At 56.1% G+C, this 14,837-nt stretch carries 16 protein-coding genes; 9 read left to right on the forward strand and 7 right to left on the reverse strand.

Annotation, left to right across the window (positions count from 1 at the left end):
• Position 1 precedes the first annotated feature (1 nt).
• Positions 2-1,336 (reverse strand): murein hydrolase activator EnvC, encoded by a 1,335-nt coding sequence (gene envC, locus AC2AXP_RS21245; RefSeq protein ID WP_371902183.1) that lies wholly within the window; start codon positions 1,334-1,336, stop codon positions 2-4.
• A gap of 9 nt (positions 1,337-1,345) precedes the next feature.
• Positions 1,346-2,890: a 2,3-bisphosphoglycerate-independent phosphoglycerate mutase gene (gene gpmM, locus AC2AXP_RS21250; RefSeq protein ID WP_004956646.1), complete on the reverse strand. Its 1,545-nt coding sequence runs from the start codon at positions 2,888-2,890 to the stop codon at positions 1,346-1,348.
• Positions 2,891-3,174: 284 nt separating this feature from the next.
• Between gpmM and AC2AXP_RS21255 the strand changes: the two genes are divergently transcribed.
• The 5 genes from AC2AXP_RS21255 to cysE all read left to right on the forward strand — a co-directional run bounded on the left by AC2AXP_RS21255 (position 3,175) and on the right by cysE (position 6,498).
• Positions 3,175-3,609 carry a rhodanese-like domain-containing protein gene (locus tag AC2AXP_RS21255; RefSeq protein WP_004956643.1) on the forward strand — a complete coding sequence of 145 codons (435 nt, stop codon included), beginning with the start codon at positions 3,175-3,177 and terminating at the stop codon, positions 3,607-3,609.
• 27 nt (positions 3,610-3,636) lie between these two features.
• Positions 3,637-3,885, forward strand: a complete 249-nt coding sequence (gene grxC / locus AC2AXP_RS21260) for a glutaredoxin 3 (protein ID WP_004956639.1) — start codon at positions 3,637-3,639, stop codon at positions 3,883-3,885.
• A gap of 180 nt (positions 3,886-4,065) precedes the next feature.
• Positions 4,066-4,536 (forward strand): protein-export chaperone SecB, encoded by a 471-nt coding sequence (secB, locus tag AC2AXP_RS21265; protein WP_004956637.1) that lies wholly within the window; start codon positions 4,066-4,068, stop codon positions 4,534-4,536.
• On the forward strand, positions 4,536-5,555 hold the full coding sequence (gene gpsA, locus AC2AXP_RS21270) for an NAD(P)H-dependent glycerol-3-phosphate dehydrogenase (protein ID WP_198773843.1): 1,020 nt from the start codon (positions 4,536-4,538) through the stop codon (positions 5,553-5,555). Before secB ends, gpsA begins: the two co-directional genes overlap by 1 nt.
• Positions 5,556-5,676: 121 nt before the next feature.
• Positions 5,677-6,498, forward strand: coding sequence for a serine O-acetyltransferase (gene cysE / locus AC2AXP_RS21275; protein WP_004956632.1), 822 nt, complete (start codon positions 5,677-5,679; stop codon positions 6,496-6,498).
• Positions 6,499-6,549: 51 nt separating this feature from the next.
• Here cysE and trmL read toward each other — a convergent pair whose 3' ends face one another.
• The 3 genes from trmL to cpxR all read right to left on the reverse strand — a co-directional run bounded on the left by trmL (position 6,550) and on the right by cpxR (position 9,181).
• On the reverse strand, positions 6,550-7,023 hold the full coding sequence (trmL, locus tag AC2AXP_RS21280; RefSeq protein ID WP_004956630.1) for a tRNA (uridine(34)/cytosine(34)/5-carboxymethylaminomethyluridine(34)-2'-O)-methyltransferase TrmL: 474 nt from the start codon (positions 7,021-7,023) through the stop codon (positions 6,550-6,552).
• Positions 7,024-7,097: 74 nt separating this feature from the next.
• Complete coding sequence (gene cpxA, locus AC2AXP_RS21285) at positions 7,098-8,486, reverse strand: envelope stress sensor histidine kinase CpxA (RefSeq protein ID WP_004956628.1); 1,389 nt, start codon at positions 8,484-8,486, stop codon at positions 7,098-7,100.
• Positions 8,483-9,181, reverse strand: a complete 699-nt coding sequence (gene cpxR, locus AC2AXP_RS21290; protein ID WP_004956627.1) for an envelope stress response regulator transcription factor CpxR — start codon at positions 9,179-9,181, stop codon at positions 8,483-8,485. Before cpxR ends, cpxA begins: the two co-directional genes overlap by 4 nt.
• A gap of 147 nt (positions 9,182-9,328) precedes the next feature.
• On the opposite strand from cpxR, the gene cpxP reads away from it, so the two are divergent.
• The 4 genes from cpxP (at position 9,329) to AC2AXP_RS21310 (ending at position 13,207) form a co-directional block, all read left to right on the forward strand.
• Positions 9,329-9,823 carry a cell-envelope stress modulator CpxP gene (gene cpxP, locus AC2AXP_RS21295; protein ID WP_004956624.1) on the forward strand — a complete coding sequence of 165 codons (495 nt, stop codon included), beginning with the start codon at positions 9,329-9,331 and terminating at the stop codon, positions 9,821-9,823.
• Positions 9,824-9,938: 115 nt separating this feature from the next.
• Positions 9,939-10,841 carry a CDF family cation-efflux transporter FieF gene (gene fieF, locus AC2AXP_RS21300; protein WP_004956524.1) on the forward strand — a complete coding sequence of 301 codons (903 nt, stop codon included), beginning with the start codon at positions 9,939-9,941 and terminating at the stop codon, positions 10,839-10,841.
• A 233-nt stretch (positions 10,842-11,074) separates the two neighbouring features.
• On the forward strand, positions 11,075-12,037 hold the full coding sequence (gene pfkA, locus AC2AXP_RS21305; protein ID WP_004956523.1) for a 6-phosphofructokinase: 963 nt from the start codon (positions 11,075-11,077) through the stop codon (positions 12,035-12,037).
• Between the two features lie 180 nt (positions 12,038-12,217).
• Positions 12,218-13,207, forward strand: a complete 990-nt coding sequence (locus tag AC2AXP_RS21310; RefSeq protein WP_198773836.1) for a sulfate ABC transporter substrate-binding protein — start codon at positions 12,218-12,220, stop codon at positions 13,205-13,207.
• A 62-nt stretch (positions 13,208-13,269) separates the two neighbouring features.
• On the opposite strand, the gene tpiA is transcribed toward AC2AXP_RS21310, so the two are convergent.
• Positions 13,270-14,037, reverse strand: coding sequence for a triose-phosphate isomerase (tpiA, locus tag AC2AXP_RS21315; RefSeq protein WP_039991414.1), 768 nt, complete (start codon positions 14,035-14,037; stop codon positions 13,270-13,272).
• Between the two features lie 127 nt (positions 14,038-14,164).
• Positions 14,165-14,749: a DUF1454 family protein gene (locus AC2AXP_RS21320; RefSeq protein WP_484381916.1), complete on the reverse strand. Its 585-nt coding sequence runs from the start codon at positions 14,747-14,749 to the stop codon at positions 14,165-14,167.
• Between the last annotated feature and the right edge of the window lie 88 nt (positions 14,750-14,837).

Here is a 14,837-nt window from a genome sequence, read left to right on the forward strand (position 1 = left end):
CTTATTTTCCCAACCACGGCAGTGGGTTAACCGCCTGACCCTGGCGGCGAATTTCGAAATAGAGCGCAGGCGATCCCTGGCCTCCGCTGGTACCCACCAAGGCGATTGGCTGGCCGGCGCGTACCTGGGCACCGACGTTGACCAGCGCACTCTGGTTGTAGCCGTACAGGCTCATGTCACCCTTGCCGTGCTCGACCACCACCACCAGGCCGTAGCCTTGCAGCCAGTCGGCCATCAGCACACGACCATCGGCGATGGCTTTGACTTCGCTGCCTTCAGGTGCAGAAATCACCATGCCTTTCCAGCGTAACTCACCTTGCTGCGTTTCGCCAAAGCGGTGCAGGGTGCTGCCGCGTACCGGCCAGTAGTCTTGGCCATTTGGTCGGCCAAGGCCGCCGGTGCGGGCCATCAGCGAGCGTTCGCTTTCGCTTGGCTTGTAGCTGGAGCCGGTTTTCTTCGCCTGTTGCTCTTTCTTGCGTACCTGCTCACGTACTCGGGCGGCTTCGCGCGCTTCGCGTTCGGCACGGGCGCGGGCTTCACGTTCGGCACGGGCGATTTTGTCGCGCAAACGGCTTTCGTTCTGGCGTAGCTCGCTCAGACGTTGCTGATCTTTATCCAGCGACGCTTCGAGTGCGGTCAGGGTTTTCTTACGTGCGCTGCGCGCCTGTTCCAGCTTTTGCTGCTGTGTCTGTTGGGCGCTTAACAAGGTTTTTTGCTGGTTCTGCTTGGCGACCAGCGTGGTCTTTTGTGCGGCCAGCTCGATGCGCGTTTGCTTCAACTGCTCGATGGTTTTTTGGCGTGCTTCGTTCAGATAGCCAAAGTAAGCCAAAATGCGCTCGCTGCGCTGGCTTTCTTCACCGCTGAGGATCAACTGCACCGCACTGTGCTGCCCTTGACGGAAGGCGGCATCCAGCTGTTTGGCCAGTATGTCTTGTTGCGTGCTTTGTTGTTGCTGCAGTTTGGCGATCGAGGCATTCAAGCCGGAAATATCCTTGCCCAGGGCGTTTAACGAGCTCTGGGTATCACGCAGAGAACGACTGGCCTGCGCGATGGTTTTTTCCTGTGACTTGAGTTGATCCTGCAACGTGTTGCGTTGTTGTTGCTGTTGCTTAACCGCTTTTTCTTTTTCAGCAATGCTTTGCTGAATGTCTTTCAGCTCGGATTTGCTGTCGTTGGCAGCATGGCCGAATAGCGGCAACAACAAGACGCCAGCGCAAAATACGCTGGCGCACAGTGTGGTCAACTTCCTTGGCGCACTGCGAAGCGGCAGCGATTGGCTGCCTGCGTTTGCGCTTCGGGTTACCCTTGATAGTGCAAAATACGCCTTTTCCCTCATGGAGAGGGATTATTCCACGATGAACAGCGGCTTACCAGTCATCTCTTGCGGGATTTCCATTCCCATCAGCGTCAGCATGGTCGGCGCGATATCCGAAAGCTTGCCGCCACTGACTGCCGTGGCCGGTTTGCCAACGTAAATCAGCGGCACCGGCAGACTGGTATGCGCGGTGTGTGCCTGGCCGGTGGCCGGGTCCCGCATTTGCTCGGCGTTGCCGTGATCGGCGGTGATCAGCAGTTGGCCGTCAACGGCTTTTACCGCGTCGACGATTTTTGCCATGCAGCCGTCCAGTGTTTCAACCGCCTGGATTGCGGCGTCATAGATACCGGTGTGGCCGACCATGTCGCCGTTCGGGTAGTTGCAGATAATGGCGTCGTATTTACCGCTGGCGATGGCATTCAACAGCTTGTCGGTCAATTCGGCCGAGCTCATTTCCGGTTGCAGATCGTAGGTGGCGACCTGCGGCGAATTGATCAGCACCCGATCTTCACCGGTGAACGGTTGTTCCACGCCGCCGTTATAGAAGAACGTAACATGGGCGTACTTTTCGGTTTCGGAGATGCGCAGCTGGGTTTTGTCGTGCTTCATCAGCCATTCACCAAAGGTATTCACCAGCGACGCTGGCGGATAGGCGCAGGCGGTGTGGATGTCGGCGGCGTATTCGGTCAGCATCACGAAATCCGCGAGCTTGACGATTTTGGCACGAGGAAAGCCGTTGAAGTCGGCGTTGACAAAGGCGCGAGCGATCTGGCGTGCGCGGTCGGCGCGGAAGTTCATGAAAATCAACGCGTCGCCATCCTGCATTTCCGCGCTGGCTTCACCGGCTGCGCGAATCACCGTGGGTTTGACGAATTCGTCGTTTTCATTGCGAGCGTAGGCGGCTTGCAGCCCGGCGACGGCGCTGTCGGCATGAAACTCGCCTTTTGCCTGAGTCAGCAGGTCATAGGCCAATTGCACGCGATCCCAGCGGTTGTCGCGATCCATGGCGAAGTAACGGCCGACGATCGACGCAATGCGCCCGGTTCCCAGCGCGTCGAATGCGTCGCTAAAGCGTTGCAGAGAGTCTTCGGCGCTGCGTGGCGGGGTATCGCGACCGTCCAGAAAGGCGTGCAGGTAAACCGCTTTGGCGCCACGTTGTGCGGCCAGTTGCACCATTGCCAGGATGTGCTCTTCATGGCTGTGTACGCCACCCGGCGACAACAGACCCATGATGTGCACCGCTTTACCGGCCTGAACGGCGTTGTCTACCGCTGCCGTCAGCGTCGGGTTGGTATAGAAGCCGCCGTCTTGAATGTCTTTATCCAGGCGAGTCAAATCCTGATAGACGATGCGTCCGGCGCCCAGATTGACGTGGCCGACTTCGGAGTTGCCCATTTGTCCGTCCGGCAGGCCGACGTCCAGGCCGGATGCGGCAATCAACGTATGTGGCTGCTGTTGCCACAGGCGATCCATTACCGGCGTACAGGCGTTGAGAATTGCGTTGTCCTGCGGTTCTTCCCGGTGGCCATAGCCGTCCAGAATCACCAGCACCATAGGCTTTTTATTGCTCGACATGGTATTAACCTCATAAAGTATGAATAGCCATCTGCCCGCGGGGGATGATGGCTATGCACGCTGCAAAGCGGGGGATTCTAGCGCGCGGCGGGTTAAAAAGAGCCCAGAGAGATCAAAGTTGCGTTGAACTGTCGGCAACTTTTTTGTGCTGACATGACAATTTTTTATCGTAGCCCGCAGTTTCTGCAATCACAGCCGCTAATTGGCTGTAATTGCCGCATTCGGCAGGTATACTCTGGAGCCTTGACTTATTTTCCCTTAACTGACGGGAGTTGTTACACCCCATGCTGCAAGAAATTATGCAATTCGTTAGCAATCATCCCATACTTAGCCTGGCCTGGATTGCCCTGCTGGTCGCGGTGATTGTGATGACCTTCAAAAGCCGTTTCTCCAAGGTTAAAGAGATCACCCGTGGTGAAGCTACCCGCTTGATTAACAAAGAAGATGCGGTGGTGGTCGATACCCGCAGCCGTGAAGATTTCCGCAAGGGTCACATTGCCAATGCCATCAACCTGACGGCGAGCGAAATCAAGAGCGGCAGCCTGGGCGAGCTGGAAAAACACAAGGCGCAGCCGGTGATTGTGGTGTGCGCTAACGGTACAACGTCGCGCGAGCCGGCAGAAAACCTGAGCAAAGCCGGGTTTGACAACGTTACGACTCTGAAAGACGGTATTGCCGGTTGGAGTGGTGAAAATCTGCCTTTGGCACGCGGTAAATAATTCTTTAACGTAGTAGAGGTGGTTCCCATGGCTAACATCGACATCTACACCAAGGCGACTTGCCCGTTCTGCCATCGCGCCAAGGCGCTGCTGAACAGCAAGGGCGCGGCTTTCAACGAGATCGCTATCGACGGCGACAACGTAAAGCGTGAAGAGATGATTGCGCGCAGTGGGCGCACTACCGTGCCTCAAGTATTCATCGACGGTCAGCATATTGGCGGCTGTGATGATTTATATGCACTCGATGCACGTGGCGGCCTGGACCCGCTGCTCTAGACGGCAGGCCGTAACAGCGTATTCATACTCACATTATTCACGTTGCCTCAGGGCGGCATCTGAACGGCGCCTTGCCAGTCTGGCGCCGTCAGGCTATGCGGTCGAGTGGCCGACCGCTATCAACGGGCGGCGTGAAGCATGACGGGTATATAAGGACATTTAACTAAGGGTATTACACACATGTCAGAACAAAACAGTACCGAGATGGCTTTCCAGATCCAGCGTATCTACACCAAAGACATCTCTTTTGAAGCGCCAAATGCACCACAGGTTTTCCAGCAGGAATGGCAGCCAGAAGTTAAACTTGATCTTGATACCGCATCCAGCCAATTGGCAGATGAGGTATATGAAGTGGTACTGCGCGTAACCGTGACCGCGTCGCTGGGCGAAGAAACCGCATTCCTGTGCGAAGTGCAGCAGGCGGGTATCTTCTCCGTGGCCGGTATCGATGGTACGCAACTGGCGCATTGCCTGGGTGCATATTGCCCGAACATTCTGTTCCCGTATGCGCGCGAGTGCATCACCGCTCTGGTTTCCCGTGGTACGTTCCCGCAGTTGAACCTGGCACCGGTCAACTTTGATGCGCTGTTCATGAACTATCTGCAACAGCAGGCCGAAGGCGAAGGTGCCGCACCACATCAGGATGCCTGATGAATACCGTCAATGCTTCAATGACCGTTATCGGTGCCGGCTCGTACGGCACCGCTTTAGCCATTACGCTGGCACGTAACGGCCACACGGTAGTGCTATGGGGCCATAACCCCGACCAGATAGCCACACTGCAACGCGAACGCTGCAATCAGACGTTCCTTCCCGATGTGCCGTTTCCCGATACTTTGCTGCTCGAAGCCGATTTGGCACGTGCACTGGCGGCCAGCCGCGATGTGTTGGTGGTGGTGCCAAGCCACGTCTTCGGCGACGTATTACGCCAGTTGAAGCCGCTGTTGCGTACCGATGCGCGCATCGTATGGGCAACCAAGGGACTGGAGGCGGAAACCGGCCGGCTATTGCAGGACGTTGCACGCGAAGCGCTTGGCGATACCATTCCATTGGCGGTGGTGTCCGGGCCGACGTTTGCCAAAGAGCTGGCGGCTGGCCTGCCGACCGCCATTGCGCTGGCGGCGACGGACGAACAATTTGCCGACGATCTGCAGCAGTTGCTGCACTGCGGCAAAAGTTTCCGCGTTTACAGCAACCCGGACTTTATCGGCGTGCAACTGGGTGGTGCGGTTAAAAACGTGATTGCCATCGGTGCCGGGATGTCTGACGGCATTGGTTTTGGCGCCAACGCCCGCACCGCGCTGATTACCCGTGGCCTGGCAGAAATGAGCCGACTGGGCTCCGCGCTGGGTGCCGATCCGTCGACCTTTATGGGCATGGCCGGGCTGGGCGATCTGGTGTTAACCTGCACGGATAATCAATCACGCAATCGCCGCTTCGGTATTATGCTGGGGCAGGGGAAGGGTGTGGAAGAAGCGCAGCAGAGCATCGGCCAGGTGGTCGAAGGCTATCGCAATACCAAAGAAGTGCTGGCGCTGGCGCAGCGTCACGGGGTGGAAATGCCCATCACCGAACAGATTTACCAGGTGTTGTACTGTAATAAAAATGCCCGCGAAGCAGCGCTGAGCCTGCTAGGGCGTACACGGAAAGACGAAAAACACAGTGCCTGATCTGGCAATGGGCGCAGTACGCTGAGCCCACCGGGCGCGATTATCGCGCCTGTTACGTATAATTGGCTGCCTTGCCGGCGTCGGCGGGGTTGCCTGTTTTTGTAAGGCAGAGAGGAAAACGATGTCGTCAGAAGAGTTAGAACAGGTCTGGAGCTGCATTAAATCAGAGGCGCGGGCGCTGGCTGATTGTGAACCGATGCTGGCTAGCTTTTTCCATGCGACGTTGCTCAAGCACGAAAACCTGGGCAGCGCGCTCAGTTACATACTGGCCAACAAGCTGGCCAATCCGATCATGCCGGCGATTGCGGTGCGCGAAGTGGTGGAAGACGCCTATCGTGCCGATGCGCAGATGATTGCCTCAGCGGCGCGCGACATTCTCGCCGTGCGGTTGCGTGACCCGGCGGTGGACAAATACTCTACGCCGCTGCTGTACTTGAAAGGCTTCCACGCCTTGCAGGCTTACCGTATCGGCCACTGGCTGTGGCTGCAAGGCCGTGAGGCGCTGGCAATTTACCTGCAAAACCAGATCTCCGTTGCTTTTGGCGTGGATATTCACCCGGCGGCGAATATCGGCTGCGGCATCATGCTCGATCATGCGACCGGTATCGTCATCGGCGAAACCGCCGTGGTGGAAAATGACGTTTCCATTTTGCAGTCTGTCACACTGGGCGGTACCGGCAAAACCAGCGGCGATCGCCATCCCAAAATCCGTGAAGGGGTGATGATTGGCGCGGGTGCGAAAATCCTCGGCAATATCGAAGTCGGCAAAGGGGCAAAAATCGGCGCCGGTTCGGTGGTATTGCAACCGGTACCTGCGCATACCACGGCCGCTGGGGTGCCGGCGCGCATCGTCGGCAGACCGGAAAGCGATAAACCGTCGATGGATATGGACCAGTATTTCAACGGTTCCAATCATGGGTTTGAATACGGCGACGGCATTTGAGCGCCAACCGGACGTCAGACTTTTCAGGCCGCCATCAGCGCGGCCTTTTTGTTATTGCTTGATCAGCGCTCCGGCATAATCCAACTGACGCCAGGCTTCGTATACCACCACCGCAACCGCATTGGATAAGTTCATGCTACGGCTTTGCGCCTGCATGGGAATGCGGATTTTTTGCTGTGGCGGCAAGGCATTGAGGATCTCCGCCGGCAGGCCGCGCGTTTCCGGCCCAAACAGCAAATAATCCCCTTGCTGATAATTGACCGCGCTGTGCGCCGGTGTGCCTTTGGTGGTCAGGGCAAACAGGCGCTGCGGCTGTTCGCTGGCCATGAATGCCGCATAATCGGCGTGGCGCTTGACGCGAGTAAACTCATGGTAATCGAGCCCGGCGCGGCGCAGGCGTTTGTCGTCCCATGGGAAGCCCATGGGTTCAATCACGTGCAACTGAAAGCCGGTATTGGCGCACAGGCGGATGATATTGCCGGTATTGGGTGGGATTTCGGGTTCAAATAAAACGATGTTCAGCATGGTAAAAGCCCCTCATGAGAGGGGCGCAGAATAGCAAATCCAAGCGGGGTTTGTCGCGGAGCGGCGCGCGCCGGTTAATGATCGCGCGATGATTTACGCTGGTGCAACGGTAACCACAGGATCAGACGCAGGCCGCCGAACGGGCTGTCTTCGGCTTTCACCCAGCCGCGGTGCTGCGTGACCGCCGCTTCGACGATCGCCAGCCCCAGGCCGGTACCACCGGATTCTCGATCGCGTGCTTCATCGGTACGGTAGAACGGCCGGAAGATTTGCTCACGGTCTTCCGGGCTGACGCCCGGGCCGTCATCGTCAACCACGATGGTAATACCCTGATTATCGGCGCTGAATGCCACCACGATGCGCGTATGCGAGTAACGTAGGGCATTACGCACAATGTTTTCCAGCGCGCTGTCCAGGGCGCCTGCGTTGCCAAACAGCGTCCATGGCCCCGGTGGTGACGCGACCTCTAGCTGTTTACCCATCTGTTCGGCTTCAAAGCCGGCGTTATCCAGCACATCGGCCCACAGTTCATTGGCCTTGAGCAATTCGCGTACCAGCTCGCTTTTTTGCTGCCCGCGGGACAAGACCAGCAGGTCGTTAATCATCGAATCCAGTCGCTGCGCTTCGGTTTCGATACGTGCCAATTCATGACCTTCGCCGTGACGGCGGCGCATCAGGGCTGTGGCCAATTGCAGGCGCGTCAACGGCGTGCGCAGCTCGTGGGAAATATCGGAAATCAGCCGCTGCTGGGCGGTCATCATGCGCTCCAGCGCGCTGACCATCTGGTTGAAACTGGCGCCGGTAGCCAGGAACTCCTGCGGCCCAGCCTCCAGTTCCGGATGCTGCTTCAGGTTGCCGCGCGCCACGTCATCCGCGGCGTTTTTCAATTTGCGCGCCGGTTTTGCCAGGCTCCAGGCCAACCACAGCAGCAGCGGCGCGCTGATCAGCATGGTGACAATCAGCAGCAGCAAGGGTCGGTCGAACATCAGATTGATAAAGTCGGATTGCGGGCTGTTGGCAGGACGAATCAGGTACAGTTGATAGTTGTCTTCCCCGTCGCGCACCGAGAAGGGGCCGACCAGCTCGACGCGACCATACTTTTTCTTCTTGGGATGATCGGAGTTGTCGGACTGGCCAATGAAATTACGCACGATTTGCATTTCATTGCGCTGTGCGCCAATAACGCGGCCTTCGCTGGTCACCAGCAGCAAACGCTGGCCGGGCGGTGCCCACTTGTCGATGGCGCGAAACAGGCGCCGCCACCACATCAGGTCGTTGGCCGGATCCTGTTGCAATTCGGCCTCGACATGCTGTTCCAGCATCAGCCCCTGCCGTTGTTCGCTGTCCAGCAGCGAAGTCATTTGGCGGGAGTCGAGCTTGGGCACCATCAACACCAGCATTAGCACCAGCGCTAATGTAAACCAGAAAATGGCGAAGATGCGTGCCGTCAAACTGTTGATCATGTTGCAGATACCATTAAATAGCCGCGGCCACGCAGGGTTTTGAACCATGGGTGGCCGTCTTTACGGTCGGGCAGTTTACGTCGCAGGTTGGAAATATGCATGTCGATGGCGCGATCGAACGGCGTCAGGCGCTTGCCCAATACTTCCTGGCTCAGCAATTCGCGTGATACCACCTGGCCAAGATGCTGGGCCAGCAGATAGAGCAGCGTAAATTCGGTACCGGTCAGATCAAGCACCTGGCCGTCGAAACTGGCTTCCTGACGCCCCGGATTGAGCTGCAGGCCGTCGACATCCAGCGTTGGTGCGCTGGTATCAACGTTTTGTTGCTGCTCGCTCCAGTTGGAACGGCGCAAAATGGCGCGGATGCGTGCCACCAGCTCGCGATCGTTGAACGGTTTCGGCAGGTAGTCGTCAGCGCCGAGCTCCAGACCGAGTACGCGATCCAGTTCGCTACCGCGTGCGGTCAGCATAATTACTGGCGTTTGATGGTGTTGGCGTAATTCTTTCAGGGTGTCGATACCATTTTTCTTCGGCATCATGATATCGAGAAGCAGGAGATCGATGGAGCTGTCCAGCAGTGACAACGCCTGTTCGCCGTCATGAGCAACGACAATGGTAAAGCCTTCCATTTCAAGCAACTCTTTCAACAGCGAGGTCAGCTCGCGGTCGTCGTCCACTAACAGAATCTTGTTCATTATGATTTACCTCCTGACGCAAAATACGTCATCAACCGTTGGTATTCCATGACTTTACGTAGTTTTACATGCCCTGACGGATGTTTGCAGGTGCGGCAGTACACTGCTCTTCGTCGATTCGCAAAGTGGAAAGAACGAGGAGTAAAAATGCGTAAGGTGACCGCATTAGTTATGGCATCAATGCTGGCGATAGGTTCTTCCGCCGCCACTGCTGCCGAGACTATATCGGAAACGCTCCCGTCTGCTACGCATGTTGCGATCAACACGCTTCCCGGCCAACACCACATGTTTGATGGTGTCAGCCTGACTGAACAGCAGCGCCAGCAAATGCGCGACTTGATGCGCCAGGCTCGCAACGATCTGCCTGGTGTCAATGTAGCTGAAATGGAAGCCATGCATAAGCTGGTAACCGCAGACAAATTTGATGAAGCCGCCGTGCATGCACAGGCGGAAAGAATGGCTCAGGAACAGGTCAAGCGACAGGTCGAAATGGCCCGAGTGCGCAACCAGATGTATAACCTGCTGACGCCTAAGCAAAAAAGTGTTTTAGACCAGAAGCATCAGCAGCGTATGCAGCAGATGGAGCAACAGATTTCTGGTTTGCAACAAACTTCTGCCCAGAAGTTGAGTGCGACTGAGTAGTACCCTGTTTTTCCTTGCCATAGACACCATCCCTGTCTTCCCCGCCATGATGGCGGGGCTTTTTTTGCCTGACATTCCGTTATACTGAACCGAGAAAAATCAATCGGGACTGGTTATGCAACAGCAATATGCGCGCCTGGTGAAGTCTGCCGCCCTGGCCGCCACCGTATTGGCCGCAACGTTACTGCTGATCAAAATCGTTGCCTGGTATATCACCGGGTCGGTAAGCGTGTTGGCTGCGCTGGTGGATTCACTGGTGGATATCGCCGCTTCGCTGACCAATCTGCTGGTGGTGCGCTATTCCCTGCAGCCGGCCGACCAGGAACACACCTTCGGACACGGTAAGGCCGAGTCATTGGCTGCGCTGGCGCAAAGCATGTTTATCTCCGGCTCCGCGCTGTTCCTGTTTCTTACCGGCTTTCAACATCTCTATTCCCCGCAGACGATGCGCGAGCCTGGCGTCGGCATTGCCGTCACGCTGGTGGCGCTGCTCAGTACCCTGATGCTGGTGACTTATCAACGATGGGTGGTAAGAAAAACTCGCAGTCAGGCGGTAAGAGCAGATATGCTGCATTATCAGTCAGATGTCATGATGAATGGTGCTATTCTTATAGCGCTTGGTCTAAGCTGGTACGGCTTTCAGCGAGCAGATGCGCTGTTTGCGCTGGGTATTGGCGTTTACATTCTCTACAGCGCGTTGCGCATGGGTTATGAAGCGGTGCAATCATTGCTCGATCGCGCATTGCCGGATGAAGAGCGGCAGGCGATCATCGAGGTGGTATCGTCATTGCCGGGGATAAAAGGCGCCCATGATTTACGCACTCGCCAATCCGGCCCGACCAAGTTCATCCAGCTGCATTTGGAAATGGAAGACAATCTGCCGCTGATGCAGGCGCACATATTGGCCGAACGAGTAGAAAAAACCCTGCTGGAGCGTTTTCCCGGTGCGGATGTCATTATTCACCAGGATCCTTGCTCTGTAGTTCCCCCGGGTCGCCAGGGGCAATGGGAGCTATAATCAGCCTATGCGGCATGGCTGATATGACGTTGGGCTAGATGGCTTTAACTCAGCGTGCGATGAGGTTTTTTACCTTGATTTAGTGTGACCTGAATCAATTCAGCTGGGTGTTTTTGTTATAATATCCAGCAATAAAATCCGTAAAGCGGGGTTGCTGCAACCGGAGACGCGGAAGGCGCAATCGGCGAATACAAAATTCTTAAGAAATTGCATCTACAAGTTCAGAGGTAGTCATGATCAAGAAAATCGGTGTACTGACGAGTGGCGGTGACGCGCCAGGTATGAACGCTGCGATCCGTGGTGTTGTGCGCGCCGCGCTTACGGAAGGTCTGGACGTTTTTGGTATTTACGACGGCTACCTTGGCTTGTACGAAGATCGCATGGAGCAGTTGGACCGCTACAGCGTGTCCGATATGATCAATCGTGGCGGTACCTTCCTGGGGTCGGCTCGCTTCCCGGAATTCAGAGATGAAAACGTACGCGCCAAGGCCATCGAAAACCTGAAAAAACGCGGCATTGATGCGCTGGTAGTGATCGGCGGCGATGGGTCGTATATGGGCGCCAAGCGCCTGACCGAAGAAGGTTTCCCATGCATCGGCCTGCCTGGCACCATCGATAACGACGTGGCCGGTACCGATTACACCATCGGTTACTTCACCGCGTTGGAAACCGTGGTGGAAGCGATTGACCGACTGCGTGATACCTCCTCTTCACATCAGCGTATTTCCATCGTAGAAGTGATGGGGCGTTACTGCGGCGATTTGACGCTGGCGGCGGCCATCGCCGGTGGTTGCGAATTCATCGTATTGCCGGAAATAGAATTCAACCGCGAAGATCTGGTATGTGAAATCAAGGCCGGTATCGCCAAAGGCAAGAAACACGCCATCGTGGCCATTACCGAGCACATCTGCGACATCGATGAGCTGGCGGCTTACATTGAGCAGGAAACCAAGCGTGAAACCCGTGCCACCGTGCTGGGCCACATTCAACGCGGCGGCTCCCCAGTGGCGTATGACCGTATCCTGGCTTCGCGCATGGGTGCGTATTCCATCGAACTGCTGCTGAAAGGTTATGGCGGCCGTTGCGTGGGCATCCAAAACGAGAAAATGGTGCACCATGACATCATTGACGCGATTGAAAACATGAAGCGTCCGTTCCGTGGTGATTGGCTGGATACTGCCAAAAAACTGTACTGATCTTTCGGTGCTATCGCCTAAAGCCCCCGTTTACGGGGGTTTTTTATGCTTTCACGCTGGCATATTCCAGAATCGTCTAGTCATAAATTTTTTAGTCTTTAATCATCAGGCCAGTTTCTGGCAGGCTCTGGGCTATATCAACCGATTGAGGTTGCGATTATTTTCCTGGGAGAGCGTGCGATGCGTAAATGGGGTGTAGGGCTGTCATTGTTGTTATTGACCACCGGGGCGGTGGCGAAAGACATTCAATTACTGAACGTTTCGTATGACCCGACGCGTGAGTTTTATCAGGAATATAATGCCGCATTCAGCAAATACTGGCAGCAGCAGAGCGGCGACAGCGTCACCGTGCGCCAGTCGCACGGTGGCTCCGGCAAGCAGGCGACCTCGGTGATTAACGGTATCGAAGCCGATGTGGTGACGCTGGCGCTGGCCTATGACGTTGATGCGATTGCCGAGCGTGGCCGTATTGATAAAAACTGGATCAAGCGGCTGCCGGATAACTCCGCACCTTATACCTCCACCATCGTTTTCCTGGTACGCAAAGGCAACCCGAAGCAGATTCACGACTGGCCGGATTTGGTGAAACCAGGCGTTTCCGTCATCACACCTAACCCGAAAACCTCCGGTGGCGCACGCTGGAACTACCTGGCGGCGTGGGGCTATGCGCTGCACCACAACAATAACGATCAGGCCAAGGCGCAGGAATTTGTCAAAAACCTGTATAAAAACGTCGAAGTGCTGGATTCCGGCGCGCGTGGTTCAACCAACACCTTTGTTGAGCGCGGCATCGGCGACGTATTGATCGCCTGGGAAAACGAAGCGTTGCTGGCGGAAAAGGAGTTGGGCAAGGATAAGTTCGAAATTGTCACTCCGAGCGAGTCGATTCTGGCAGAACCGACGGTGTCGGTTGTCGATCGGGTGGTCGATAAGCGTGGGACTCGAGACGTTGCAAACGCCTATCTGAAATATCTGTACACGCCGGAAGGCCAAACCATCGCGGCGAAAAATTATTATCGTCCACGCGATCCGGCGGTCGAGGCCAAATTTGCCACGCAGTTCCCGAAACTGAAACTGTTCACCGTGGATGATACCTTCGGCGGTTGGACCAAAGCGCAGAAAGAACACTTCGCCAGCGGCGGAAAATTCGACGAAATCAGCAAGCGTTAAGCCAGTTAGCGCAATAAAAAACCCCGGCATGCCGGGGTTTTGTCATTCAGCGCTGTAGGTTATCAGGCTTTTTTCGCTGCGGCCGCGGCCTTGACGATCACCGCGAACGCGTCGGCTTTCAGCGACGCGCCGCCAACCAGTGCACCGTCGATGTCCGGCTGTGCGAACAGTTCTGCGGCATTTTTATCATTGACCGAGCCGCCGTACTGGATGATCACGCCTGCCGCAACGTCGGCGTCGTGCTTGGCGATGTGGTCACGAATGAATTTGTGTACCGCCTGTGCTTGCGCAGGGGTAGCAGATTTGCCGGTACCGATGGCCCACACTGGCTCATAGGCGATAACGGTGTCTTTCATTGCCGGTGCGCCCAGGGTTTTCAATACGGCATCGATCTGGCGTGCACAGACTTCTTCGGTTTTACCCGCTTCATTTTCTGCTTCGGTCTCGCCGATGCACAGCACCGGGATCAGACCAGCTTCTTTCAGTACGGCAAACTTCTCTGCGATCGCTTCATCGGTTTCCTTGTGATAAGTGCGACGCTCGGAGTGGCCGATAATGATGTATTGCGCACCAACGTCCTTCAGCATGTTGGCGGAAACTTCGCCGGTGAAAGCGCCGGACAGGTTGATGTCCACGTTTTGCGCACCCAGCGCGATACGGCTGCCGGCCAGCTGATGTTTGGCTTGATCCAGGTACATTACCGGTGGGGCGATGGCTACGCCGCAGCCTTCTACGCTGCTCAGTTCGCTGCGCAAGCCGGCGATCAGCTCGTTAACCATGTGAGTGCTGCCGTTAAGCTTCCAGTTACCCATAACTAATGGATGACGCATGTTTTTTCCTCCAACAAGGGAACGCGAGAGTCGAAATTAATACTGCCGGACCGGCAGTCAACCTGCCCAACAGTATAGAGATGAAAAGATGAGAAGGCTTTGCTTTTCGTCATTAATTACCCGGCAATCACGGTTCCGCCAGCGTTAATTTTACCGGTTCAACCGCAAAGGTCAGGCCCTGGTCGCCGTTGTCCGCCACCACGTAGCGGATGGCACCCACCTGCTGCGAGTAAAAGTGGGAGCCTTTGCCTTTCTCCAGCAGCGAATTAACCTTGATGATGCTTTGTTCGACCGACAGCGTCGGTTCGAACTGGCGCATCAGCGCCGCCATATAGTTAACCGCGATGGCTCGGGCGGTTTTTGCGTCGTTGCCCTGCAACGGCAGATGGGTTATCTGCAACGTTTTGATTTTACCCGTACCTTTTTCCAATGCGGTGGAAGCGTACAGGTTTTCATTCAGTTTGCTGGCGGCGCGGGTCAGCAACGGCGTATCGTCTTCGCTGGCGGCGATGGCGCGGAATTCGCCAATCGGCAACGTCGGATTGTCGCGGTTGTATTTTTCGCGGAATTTCACCACCGTCAGATCGAACGTCGGCGCGCCGGCCAACAGGTATGGCGCCGTCGGTGGTGCATCCGCAGCGGCTGGCGGATCGGCCCAGGCAGCGCCCATTCCATATGCCAGACAGGCAATAAGGGTGATTTTTCTCAGCATGATAGTAGCGGCATCAATAGCAAAGCGGACTCCGATTAAAGCGATAACCGAGGGGGCTTGTCAAAGATCCCGCAGGATTAACGCCAAC

The sequence above is a fragment of the Serratia sp. Sp408 genome, from assembly GCF_057180665.1.

What these genes read in the sequence shown, in the direction of transcription:
- pfkA (WP_004956523.1), top strand. Translation starts at nt 11,075, where the DNA reads ATGATCAAGAAAATCGGTGTACTGACGAGTGGCGGTGACGCGCCAGGT.
- cysE (WP_004956632.1), top strand. Translation starts at nt 5,677, where the DNA reads ATGTCGTCAGAAGAGTTAGAACAGGTCTGGAGCTGCATTAAATCAGAG.
- fieF (WP_004956524.1), top strand. Translation starts at nt 9,939, where the DNA reads ATGCAACAGCAATATGCGCGCCTGGTGAAGTCTGCCGCCCTGGCCGCC.
- grxC (WP_004956639.1), top strand. Translation starts at nt 3,637, where the DNA reads ATGGCTAACATCGACATCTACACCAAGGCGACTTGCCCGTTCTGCCAT.
- AC2AXP_RS21310 (WP_198773836.1), top strand. Translation starts at nt 12,218, where the DNA reads ATGCGTAAATGGGGTGTAGGGCTGTCATTGTTGTTATTGACCACCGGG.
- cpxP (WP_004956624.1), top strand. Translation starts at nt 9,329, where the DNA reads ATGCGTAAGGTGACCGCATTAGTTATGGCATCAATGCTGGCGATAGGT.
- secB (WP_004956637.1), top strand. Translation starts at nt 4,066, where the DNA reads ATGTCAGAACAAAACAGTACCGAGATGGCTTTCCAGATCCAGCGTATC.
- envC (WP_371902183.1), bottom strand. Translation starts at nt 1,336, where the DNA reads ATGAGGGAAAAGGCGTATTTTGCACTATCAAGGGTAACCCGAAGCGCA.
- AC2AXP_RS21255 (WP_004956643.1), top strand. Translation starts at nt 3,175, where the DNA reads ATGCTGCAAGAAATTATGCAATTCGTTAGCAATCATCCCATACTTAGC.
- cpxR (WP_004956627.1), bottom strand. Translation starts at nt 9,181, where the DNA reads ATGAACAAGATTCTGTTAGTGGACGACGACCGCGAGCTGACCTCGCTG.
- trmL (WP_004956630.1), bottom strand. Translation starts at nt 7,023, where the DNA reads ATGCTGAACATCGTTTTATTTGAACCCGAAATCCCACCCAATACCGGC.
- tpiA (WP_039991414.1), bottom strand. Translation starts at nt 14,037, where the DNA reads ATGCGTCATCCATTAGTTATGGGTAACTGGAAGCTTAACGGCAGCACT.
- AC2AXP_RS21320 (WP_484381916.1), bottom strand. Translation starts at nt 14,749, where the DNA reads ATGCTGAGAAAAATCACCCTTATTGCCTGTCTGGCATATGGAATGGGC.
- cpxA (WP_004956628.1), bottom strand. Translation starts at nt 8,486, where the DNA reads ATGATCAACAGTTTGACGGCACGCATCTTCGCCATTTTCTGGTTTACA.
- gpmM (WP_004956646.1), bottom strand. Translation starts at nt 2,890, where the DNA reads ATGTCGAGCAATAAAAAGCCTATGGTGCTGGTGATTCTGGACGGCTAT.
- gpsA (WP_198773843.1), top strand. Translation starts at nt 4,536, where the DNA reads ATGAATACCGTCAATGCTTCAATGACCGTTATCGGTGCCGGCTCGTAC.